At 40.8% G+C, this 11,757-nt stretch carries 4 protein-coding genes; 3 read left to right on the forward strand and 1 reads right to left on the reverse strand.

Going from position 1 to position 11,757, the window contains the following annotated elements:
- Positions 1-261: 261 nt before the first annotated feature.
- The 3 genes from rpoB to O1Q80_RS03010 all read left to right on the forward strand — a co-directional run bounded on the left by rpoB (position 262) and on the right by O1Q80_RS03010 (position 11,344).
- The gene (gene rpoB / locus O1Q80_RS03000; RefSeq protein WP_386689173.1) at positions 262-4,290 is read left to right on the forward strand and encodes a DNA-directed RNA polymerase subunit beta; all 4,029 of its coding nucleotides are present in this window, start codon (positions 262-264) and stop codon (positions 4,288-4,290) included.
- Positions 4,291-4,385: 95 nt separating this feature from the next.
- The gene (gene rpoC / locus O1Q80_RS03005) at positions 4,386-8,651 is read left to right on the forward strand and encodes a DNA-directed RNA polymerase subunit beta' (protein ID WP_386695595.1); all 4,266 of its coding nucleotides are present in this window, start codon (positions 4,386-4,388) and stop codon (positions 8,649-8,651) included.
- 179 nt (positions 8,652-8,830) lie between these two features.
- Entirely contained in the window at positions 8,831-11,344 is a 2,514-nt protein-coding gene (locus O1Q80_RS03010; RefSeq protein ID WP_386696127.1) for a class I adenylate cyclase, read from the forward strand.
- Between the two features lie 15 nt (positions 11,345-11,359).
- Here O1Q80_RS03010 and O1Q80_RS03015 read toward each other — a convergent pair whose 3' ends face one another.
- Positions 11,360-11,755 (reverse strand): opacity-associated protein OapB, encoded by a 396-nt coding sequence (locus O1Q80_RS03015; RefSeq protein ID WP_386695597.1) that lies wholly within the window; start codon positions 11,753-11,755, stop codon positions 11,360-11,362.
- Between the last annotated feature and the right edge of the window lie 2 nt (positions 11,756-11,757).

Raw genomic sequence — 11,757 nt, forward strand, 5'->3', positions numbered from 1 at the left:
GGAAAGTGGCTGACGGAATACCGTCAGCCATTTTGTGCTATCAAGGTAGCATAAATAAAACCACCGTTTCATTGTCGATAAATTAAGTTAAATCAAGCTGTTAGCTTAATGACAATCCGCTCATCAGAAGTAAGGTTCAGAGTGCGGTATCTAACAAACGGATTCAAATCATTGTAACAGGTCGGCAAAAATTTTTATTTTTTCACCGCACTTTTAAACTGTTGCAATTCGGTCACACTAAAAAATTACAGAGGAACCCCAATGGTTTACTCCTATACCGAGAAAAAACGTATTCGTAAAGACTTCGGCAAACGTCCGCAAGTTTTAAATGTACCTTATTTATTAACAATCCAATTAGATTCTTTCGATAAATTTATCCAAAGAGATCCTGAAGGGCAACAAGGCTTAGAAGCCGCATTTCGTTCTGTATTTCCTATCGTGAGTAATAACGGTAGTACAGAATTACAATATGTCAGCTATAAGCTAGGTGAGCCTGTGTTTGACGTGCGTGAATGTCAAATTCGTGGTACCACTTTTGCCGCCCCATTGCGTGTAAAATTACGCTTAGTCAGCTATGACCGTGATGCGGCACCTGGCACCATCAAAGATATTAAAGAACAAGATGTCTATATGGGCGAAATCCCATTGATGACGGAAAACGGTACTTTTGTGATCAACGGGACAGAACGTGTTATCGTTTCACAATTACACCGCAGTCCAGGTGTGTTCTTTGATAGCGACAAAGGTAAAACCCATTCATCTGGGAAAGTATTATATAACGCAAGAATTATCCCTTATCGTGGTTCTTGGTTAGATTTTGAATTTGATCCGAAAGATAACTTATTCGCTCGTATTGACCGTCGCCGTAAATTGCCAGCGACCATCATTTTGCGTGCGTTAAACTACACCACTGAAGAAATCTTAGATTTATTCTTTGAGAAAGTGGTATTTGAAGTTCAAGATAATAAATTATTAATGGCATTAGTACCTGAGCGTTTGCGTGGTGAAACGGCGACATTTGACATTGAAGCTAATGGTAAAGTCTATGTAGAACGTGGTCGCCGCATTACGGCTCGTCATATTCGTGCTTTAGAAAAAGACAATATCGATAAAGTGGAAGTGCCAACCGAATATATCATTGGCAAAGTCGCTGCGAAAGATTATGTGGATTTGGAAAGTGGTGAGATTATTTGTCCTGCCAATATGGAATTATCCTTAGAGCTATTAGCGAAATTAGCTCAAGCAGGTTACACCACCATTGAAACCTTATTTACCAATGATTTAGACTTTGGTCCATATATTTCTGAAACCTTGCGTGTCGATCCGTCTTATGATCGTTTAAGTGCGTTAGTGGAAATCTATCGTATGATGCGTCCTGGTGAACCACCGACAAAAGAAGCCGCTGAAGGCTTGTTTGATAATCTATTTTTCTCACATGAACGTTATGATTTATCTGCAGTCGGTCGCATGAAGTTTAACCGTTCTTTAGGTATTGAAGATGCAGAAGGTAGTGGTGTATTAAGTAAAGAAGACATTGTGAATGTAATGAAAAAACTCATTAACATTCGTAACGGTCATGGCGAGGTAGATGATATTGACCACTTAGGAAACCGTCGTATTCGTTCTGTAGGTGAAATGGCAGAAAATCAATTCCGTATTGGTTTGGTGCGTGTTGAGCGTGCCGTGCGAGAGCGTTTATCTCTAGGCGATTTAGATGCAGTGACTCCACAAGATTTAATCAACGCCAAACCAATTTCCGCAGCAGTGAAAGAGTTCTTTGGTTCATCACAATTATCGCAATTTATGGATCAAAACAACCCATTATCGGAAGTGACCCATAAACGCCGTATTTCTGCCTTAGGGCCAGGTGGTTTAACCCGTGAACGGGCAGGCTTTGAAGTGCGTGACGTACACACCACCCACTATGGTCGTGTATGTCCAATTGAAACCCCTGAAGGTCCGAATATCGGTTTGATTAACTCACTTTCCGTGTATGCACGGACGAATGACTACGGTTTCTTAGAAACCCCGTATCGTAAAGTAGTCGATGGTCAAGTGACCGAAGAAATCGAATATTTATCTGCCATTGAAGAAGGTAAATATGTCATCGCACAGGCGAACTCCAATCTTGATGAAAACTTCCGCTTTACTGATGCCTTTGTTACGGCTCGTGGTGAACACGGTGAATCAGGGTTATATCGTCCAGAAGATATTCATTATATGGACGTTTCCACCCAACAAGTGGTGTCAGTGGCGGCTGCGTTAATTCCATTCTTGGAACACGACGATGCGAACCGTGCCTTAATGGGTGCGAACATGCAACGTCAAGCCGTTCCAACGTTACGCTCCGATAAACCATTAGTCGGTACAGGGATGGAAAAACCGATCGCTCTTGACTCCGGTGTAGCTGTGGTAGCAAAACGTGGTGGGACAATCCAATATGTGGACGCCTCTCGTATCGTGGTGAAAGTCAACGAAGATGAAACTATTCCAGGTGAAGCAGGGATTGATATTTATAACTTAATTAAATACACCCGTTCTAACCAAAACACTTGTATCAACCAAATTCCTTGTGTGAACTTGGGCGAACCCGTGGGGCGTGGTGAAATCTTAGCCGATGGTCCATCAACCGACTTAGGTGAATTGGCATTAGGTCAAAATATCCGTGTGGCATTTATGCCTTGGAACGGTTATAACTTTGAAGACTCAATGTTGGTGTCTGAGCGTGTCGTGCAACAAGATCGTTTTACCACCATTCACATTCAAGAATTATCTTGTGTGGCACGTGATACCAAACTCGGTTCGGAAGAAATCACCGCTGATATTCCAAATGTGGGTGAAGCGGCATTAAGCAAACTAGATGAATCAGGGATTGTGTATGTCGGTGCGGAAGTGAAAGGCGGCGATATTCTGGTCGGTAAAGTGACACCAAAAGGTGAAACCCAATTAACCCCAGAAGAAAAATTATTGCGTGCGATTTTCGGTGAAAAAGCCTCTGATGTGAAAGATAGCTCACTTCGTGTACCAAATGGCACATCAGGTACGATTATTGACGTGCAAGTCTTTACCCGTGACGGTGTAGAGAAAGACAAACGTGCCTTAGAAATCGAAGAAATGCAACTCAAACAAGCGAAAAAAGACCTTGTGGAAGAGTTGGAAATTTTAGAAGCAGGCTTATTCTCTCGTGTGCGTAATCTATTAATTGACGGTGGCGTAAGCGAAAAAGAATTGGATAAAATGGATCGTGCAAAATGGTTAGAACAAACCTTGAGCGATGAAGCGAAACAAAACCAATTAGAACAACTTGCTGAACAATATGAAGAATTACGCAAAGACTTTGAACACAAACTTGAAGTGAAACGTGGCAAAATCATTCAAGGTGATGATTTAGCCCCAGGCGTGTTAAAAGTGGTTAAAGTCTATCTTGCGGTGAAACGTCATATCCAACCAGGTGATAAAATGGCGGGTCGTCACGGTAACAAAGGGGTTATTTCAAAAATTAACCCTGTGGAAGATATGCCGTACGATGAAAACGGTCAACCTGTGGAAATCGTGTTGAACCCATTGGGCGTACCATCTCGTATGAACATCGGTCAGATTTTGGAAACTCACTTAGGTTTAGCGGCGAAAGGGATTGGTGATCAAATCAATGCAATGCTTAAACAAAAACAAGAAGTGGAAAAATTGCGTGGCTATATTCAAAAAGCCTACGATTTAGGTGGCGGTTCACAAAAAGTGGATCTTAGCACCTTCACTGATGAAGAAGTCTTGCGTTTAGCCGAAAACTTGCGTAAAGGTATGCCATTGGCGACACCCGTATTTGACGGTGCTCACGAGAGTGAAATCAAAGAGTTACTACAATTAGGTGGCTTGCCGACTTCAGGTCAAATTACCTTATACGATGGTCGTACAGGGGAAAAATTTGAACGTCCAGTCACGGTCGGCTATATGTATATGCTCAAATTGAACCACTTAGTTGACGACAAAATGCACGCTCGTTCAACAGGTTCTTATAGTCTTGTTACACAACAACCATTGGGTGGTAAAGCCCAATTCGGTGGTCAGCGTTTCGGTGAAATGGAGGTCTGGGCATTAGAAGCCTACGGTGCTGCTTACACCTTACAAGAAATGTTGACAGTGAAATCCGATGATGTGAACGGTCGTACGAAGATGTATAAAAACATCGTCGGCGGCACCCATTATATGGAACCAGGCACACCAGAATCTTTCAATGTGATTATGAAAGAAATTCGTTCGCTTGGTCTTAACATTGATTTAGACGAAGAGTAAGCCGACAGGCAAATTATCCGCTAAAGTGCGGTTAAAAAAATCCAATTTTTTACACCGCACTTTGAATACGTTTAACTCCGATAGGAGCAAAATCTGTGAAAGATTTAGTTAAATTTTTAAAAGCACAATCAAAAACTGCAGAAGATTTTGATGTGATTAAAATCGGTTTAGCCTCACCTGATATGATCCGTTCTTGGTCATTTGGTGAAGTGAAAAAACCAGAAACCATTAACTACCGTACATTCAAACCAGAACGTGACGGTCTTTTCTGTGCCAGAATTTTCGGACCTGTGAAAGATTACGAATGTTTATGTGGTAAATATAAACGCTTAAAACACCGTGGCGTGATCTGTGAAAAATGTGGCGTAGAAGTGACCCAAACCAAAGTTCGCCGTGAACGTATGGGACACATTGAGTTAGCCTCACCTGTGGCACATATTTGGTTCTTAAAATCACTACCGTCTCGTATCGGTTTATTATTAGATATGCCATTGCGTGATATTGAGCGTGTGCTTTATTTCGAAAGCTATATTGTGATCGAACCAGGGATGACCGATCTTGAAAAAGGTCAATTACTCACTGAAGAGCAATATTTAGAAGCCGAAGACCGTTTCCAAGATGAATTTGAAGCGAAGATGGGGGCAGAAGCCATTCAAGCGATTTTGCGTGATATGGATTTACCACGTGAGTGCGAAGTATTGCGTGAAGAATTGCAAGAAACCAATTCCGAAACCAAACGCAAAAAAATCACCAAACGCTTGAAATTACTTGAAGCATTCATTCAATCTGGCAACAAACCAGAATGGATGGTGATGACTGTATTGCCAGTGTTGCCACCTGATTTACGTCCGTTAGTGCCGTTAGACGGTGGTCGTTTTGCCACGTCTGACTTGAACGATCTCTATCGCCGTGTGATCAACCGTAACAACCGTTTAAAACGTTTATTAGATTTAATCGCACCAGACATTATTGTGCGTAACGAAAAACGTATGTTACAAGAATCGGTCGATGCCTTATTAGATAACGGTCGCCGTGGTCGTGCGATTACGGGTTCAAACCGCCGTCCATTGAAATCTTTGGCAGATATGATCAAAGGTAAACAAGGTCGTTTCCGTCAAAACTTATTAGGTAAACGTGTTGACTATTCAGGTCGTTCAGTTATCACCGTAGGTCCATACTTACACCTACATCAATGTGGTTTACCGAAAAAAATGGCGTTGGAATTGTTCCGTCCATTTATTTATGCGAAATTAGAAAGCCGTGGTTATGCGTCAACGATCAAAGCTGCCAAAAAAATGGTGGAGCGTGAAGATGCGATCGTATGGGATATTTTAGCGGACGTGATTCGCGAACACCCAATCTTATTAAACCGTGCACCAACCTTGCACCGTTTGGGTATTCAAGCCTTTGAACCGTTATTAATTGAGGGGAAAGCGATTCAGTTGCACCCATTAGTTTGTGCGGCGTTCAATGCGGACTTCGATGGTGACCAAATGGCGGTACACGTACCATTAACCTTGGAAGCCCAATTAGAAGCACGTGCGTTAATGATGTCAACCAACAACATTTTATCCCCAGCCAGTGGTGATCCGATTATCGTACCATCACAAGATGTGGTATTAGGTCTGTACTATATGACCCGTGATAAAGTGAATGGCAAAGGCGAGGGTATGTTGTTGCAAGACCCGAGAGAAGCGGAAAAAGCCTACCGTACAGGACAGGCGGAATTACATTCTCGTGTCAAAGTGCGTATCACCGAATACAGCAAAAATGCGGATGGTGAATTTGAACCACAAACCAACTTAGTGGATACCACCATTGGTCGTGCCATTTTATGGATGATCGCACCAAAAGGGATGCCATTTAGCTTGTTTAACCAAACCTTAGGCAAAAAAGCGATTTCAAAATTGATCAACGAAAGCTATCGCCGTTTGGGTATGAAACCAAGCGTGCTATTCGCTGACCATATTATGTACACAGGCTTTGCTTACGCCGCACGCTCAGGTTCATCTGTCGGTATCGATGATATGGTGATCCCAGAGAAGAAATACGAAATTATTTCGGCAGCAGAAGAAGAAGTGGCAGAAATTCAAGAGCAATTCCAATCAGGTTTAGTCACTGCTGGCGAACGCTATAATAAAGTGATCGATATTTGGGCAGCCGCCAACGAACGTGTTGCCAAAGTGATGATGGAAAACTTGTCCACGGAAGAAGTGATTAACCGTGACGGTAATCCTGAAAAACAAGCGTCGTTCAATAGCATCTTTATGATGGCTGACTCTGGAGCACGTGGTTCTGCGGCTCAGATTCGTCAGCTAGCAGGTATGCGTGGTTTGATGGCACGTCCAGACGGCTCGATTATCGAAACTCCAATCACCGCAAACTTCCGTGAGGGTTTGAACGTATTGCAATACTTTATTTCTACCCACGGTGCACGTAAAGGTTTGGCGGATACCGCATTAAAAACAGCGAACTCAGGTTATTTGACTCGCCGTTTAGTTGATGTGGCACAAGACTTAGTGATCACTGAAGATGACTGTGGTACCCACGAGGGTATCGTAATGGCACCATTAATTGAAGGTGGTGATGAAAAAGTGCCATTGCGTGAATTAGTGTTAGGTCGTGTGGCTGCCGAAGATGTGTTAAAACCAGGTACAGACGAAGTGTTAATCGCTCGTAATACCTTATTAGACGAAAAACTCTGTAATGTATTAGACGAAAACTCCGTAGATACCGTGAAAGTGCGTTCTGTGGTAACCTGTAACACCGACTTTGGTGTGTGTGCCAAATGTTACGGACGTGACTTGGCGCGTGGTCACTTGATTAACCAAGGTGAAGCCGTGGGTGTTATCGCTGCCCAATCTATCGGTGAGCCAGGTACACAGTTAACCATGCGTACGTTCCATATCGGTGGTGCGGCATCTGCAGCAGCCAAAGAATCTAGCGTACAAGTGAAAAACAACGGTACTATTCGTTTAGCCAACGTGAAATTCGTTAATAACAACGAGGGTAAATTAGTTTTAACTTCTCGTAACACTGAATTAACCGTGATTGACGCATTCGGTCGTACCAAAGAGCATTATAAATTGCCTTATGGTACCATTTTAAACAAAGCAGACGGTAGCAATGTCGAAGCAGGCGAAACCATTGCCAACTGGGATCCGCATACTATGCCGATCATCTCGGAAGTAGCAGGTTTCGTGAAATTCGTGGATATTATTGATGGCTTAACCGTAAGCCGTCAAACCGATGAATTGACGGGTTTATCTTCTATCTTAGTGCAAGATGTGGGTGAACGTGCCACCGCAGGTAAAGACTTACGTCCAGCGATTAAATTAGTGGATGCGAAAGGTAACGATATTTTAATTGCAGGCACAGACGTAGCTGCACAATACTTCTTACCAGGTAAAGCGATTGTGACGCTGGATGACGGTGCAGAAATCAATATCGGTGATCCATTAGCTCGTATTCCACAAGAATCGGTGGGAACCAAAGATATTACCGGTGGTCTTCCACGGGTAGCCGACTTATTTGAAGCACGCAAACCGAAAGAGCCAGCGATTTTAGCTGAAATTTCAGGTATTGTGTCATTCGGTAAAGAAACCAAAGGCAAACGCCGCTTATTGATTACCCCAACAGATGGCTCCGATGCGTACGAAGAAATGATTCCAAAATGGCGTCAACTCAACGTATTTGAGGGCGAAATGGTGGAACGTGGCGATTTAATTTCGGATGGTGCAGAAACGCCACACGATATTTTACGCTTGCGTGGTGTTCACGCCGTGACTGAATATATCGTCAACGAAGTGCAAGAAGTTTACCGCTTACAAGGGGTAAAAATTAACGACAAGCACATCGAAGTCATCGTGCGTCAAATGTTGCGTAAAGCCATTATCACCAAAGCCTACGATTCTGAATTCTTAGAAGGCGAGCAAGTGGAAGTGGCACGCATTAAAATCGTCAACCGCAAACGTGAAGCCGAGGGCAAACCATTGGTGGAATTTGAACGTGAATTGCTTGGTATCACCAAAGCATCCCTTGCGACAGAGTCATTTATCTCTGCTGCCTCGTTCCAAGAAACCACTCGTGTGCTTACCGAAGCCGCCGTGGCAGGTAAACGTGACGAATTGCGTGGCTTGAAAGAAAACGTCATCGTTGGTCGTTTAATCCCAGCAGGGACAGGCTTTGCCTATCATCAAAACCGCGTGAAAAACCGTGATGCAGGTATTGTGATTGAAGAACCTGTGGTTAAATTCTCTGCTGCCGATGAAGCAGAAATTGAAGCCGAATTTAACAACATGGTCGCCGATGACCCAACTGCTAGTTTGACAGAAATGTTGAATATGGTGGATGATGAGTAAGCAGTAAATTTATAGCATTAAGCCCCCTTGTGAAAGCAAAGGGGCTTTTATTATATCTGTTAAAAATATGTTGTTTTTCACCGCACTTTTAGATGTTATTTTAATCTATCATTATTTGCTTTATCTGGCTCTAAATGATAAAGTAATGAGTGTTGCTTATCGAAAGAATGGGTGTTTTCTTGAAGTACGATATTGAATTTGCGAAGAAACAAGTTGCCGATCTTGAACACTTCCGTATTGTGCGAGCATTGTCGGGAGCCTCAAAAGAATTTCAGCATATATTTAAATTAGTTACGTTATTATTACAGGTTAACCATCCTAGTTTACCTGGTTTTGTCGTTGATGCTCCAGTGGGAATTTGCAACTTCAAATTATCTGATTATCAGCAAGAATACCTTAGTCGTGTTATCCCAGAATTCTCTTATTCACAAATTAATTCTTTTTCTCACCGCACTTTTGATGCTATTTATGGCGTATATGTCATGGGAAGCATTGCTTCAATTTCACAAACTGCATCATCTGATTTAGATATTTGGGTTTGTCATCGTGAAGATCTGAATATTCATGAACGAAATCTTTTAACTCAGAAAACTTCTGCCTTACAATATTGGGCAAAACAGTTTGAAGTGGATGTGAATTTTTTTCTTATGGATCAAGAAAGATTTCGTTGTTTCCGCTATTCAGATGCGATGACATCAGAGAACTGTGGTTCAGCACAATATATGTTGTTGCTTGATGAATTTTATCGTTCCGCCATTCGATTAGCTGGCAGACCGTTATTATGGTCGCATTTATTGATAGAAGACGAAAAGCAATATGAAACAGAAGTTGAGCAACTGATTTTAAATAAACAAATTGATCCACAAGACTGGGTGGATTTCGGTGGTTTAGGGGCGTTTTCTGCCAATGAGTATTTTGGTGCTAGTTTATGGCATCTCTATAAAGGCATTGATTCCCCGTATAAATCAACCATCAAGATTTTATTGCTTGAAGCCTATTCTTGGGAATATCCGAACACTCATTTAATTTCATCAGATTTTAAATTTCATTTATTAACTGATCGCACCGAAGATCATCATTTTGATCCTTATCTTGCCATGTTAGAGCGAGTAACCAATTACCTCACTTATTTAGGCGATTTCAAACGGTTAGATTTTGTTCGGCGTTGTTTTTATATAAAAGCAACGGAAGATTTATGGTATAGCAAATCGAATAGTTGGCGTTTTTCTTTGTTGTCAGAGCTGACCAAGCAATGGGGTTGGTCTACAGATGTTATTGAAGAGCTTAATCAGCGACCATTTTGGAAAATTAAAATGGTAAAAAGATCTTACAATGATTTAATTCAAATGCTGATGTTGAGCTATCGCAACTTGATTCAATTTGCCCGAAAAAATCATGTGGATGCTAATATTATGCCACAGGATATTAGTATTTTATCGCGTAAGTTATATAGTGCATTTGAAGAATTACCAGGTAAAGTAACTTTGGTCAACCCTTTGATTTCTAATGATTTATCCGAAGCTCATTTAACATTTATTGAAGTGACGAAAATTAATTCGGGGGTTAAACCAGGTTGGTATGTGGTTAATCATGCCCCTGAAATATCGGAATTTGCCGCTTATACTCGTCATATTGAATATAATCCGAATTTACATAAACTTGTTTCATGGGCATATTTTAATGGGTTATTGACACCTGAAACACAGCTGCATATATATAGCCGAAATGTGTCATTAGACAAACTCAAGGCTTTTGTCGCTGATTTAACGCAATTCTTCCCGATTAACGTGCCAGCAGCAACCAATGAGGAATTGCACCATCCTTGTGAAATTCGTCATTTAGCTGTGTTTGTTAATTTAGTTTCCGATCCCACCAAGAATTTGATACAGCCGAGAGGTCGGATTCAGCAAGGTGATTTATTTAGTTTCGGGCAAAATGAGGAAAGTCTGGTTGGTAGTATTGATTTAATTTATCGAAATGTGTGGAATGAAGTTAGAACGTTACATTTTGAAGGTAGTAATGCCATTTTATTAGCATTAAAAGTGTTAGCTAATAAAATTCATCGAGGTTCTGATTCCCCAAGGGGTGTCGATGTTTTTTGTTATAGTGAGAACTATCAGCGTGCTTTGCATGAGCTTTTACTTGCGTTAGTAAATAAATGTATTGGAATTCAGGTTGGAACCATTTCTTCCTCAAATACACAAAATATATTACGTATCGCAGGTAAAAACTGGCAATTCTTTTTTGAAAATAGAGGAATGCGGTGGCAGGAAATTCCAGACATACAAGTATCAAATAGAGATGAATTTGCAAATACCGCAAATTTTGCTGAAAAAGCACCGCACTTTGAACAGCCATTGTATTCATTACAACCATATAACAGAGAGTATCCTGTTGAAATTGATGCTTTTGCTAGTGAAGGTTTTTTACAATTCTTTTTTAAAGATAATGTTGATGGTTCATTTGATGTGTATATTTTAGATGAAGAAAATCATATTGAGATCTATCGCCACTGTAGTGGAGAAAAAGAACAAAAAATCAAGGAAATAAATTATATTTATCAACAAGCGGATAGTACGGGGAATAATTTATATAATATTGTACAGCGTGATTTTAATTACCCACAATTTTATCAGTTAGTTTCAGATAGCAATGGAAGAAAAATTATTCCATTTACTGCTGTGCATAAGTAATACTTTTTTAATTAACTATTGTTGCTCAATACACCCTTCCGCCAGAACATTACCAATACTATTGTATAAGCTACTACTATCAGCTTTTTCTAACCATTGCCAATGAATGTTGGTATAGAATTTTCCCGTTTGATAAGGTGTCGCATTAAGTTTCTCCGTGACACCTTCAAAAGTGAGATTAATCTCATCAGTTTTTACTTTCTTAGTATTTTTACTGCTTTTAATAATACGTACGACTCTTACTTGCTTATCATTTTTACACTTATAAAGGCTGGCAGATCTTTTTTGTATTGTTTTATCTAGCACTACATTAGTATTAGCTTTCGGTTGAGTATTATTACTCGATAATAATTCTGAATTTGCAGTACAGCCAGTGATTCCAATAAAAGTAAGCAGTAAAAGTCGTTTCACAG

Origin of the sequence: Lonepinella sp. MS14435 (genome assembly GCF_042485795.1) — a bacterium.
Classification (GTDB): Bacteria; Pseudomonadota; Gammaproteobacteria; order Enterobacterales; family Pasteurellaceae; genus Lonepinella.

Coding starts and splice junctions, on each gene's coding strand:
- rpoB (WP_386689173.1), top strand. CDS start 262: ATGGTTTACTCCTATACCGAGAAAAAACGTATTCGTAAAGACTTCGGC.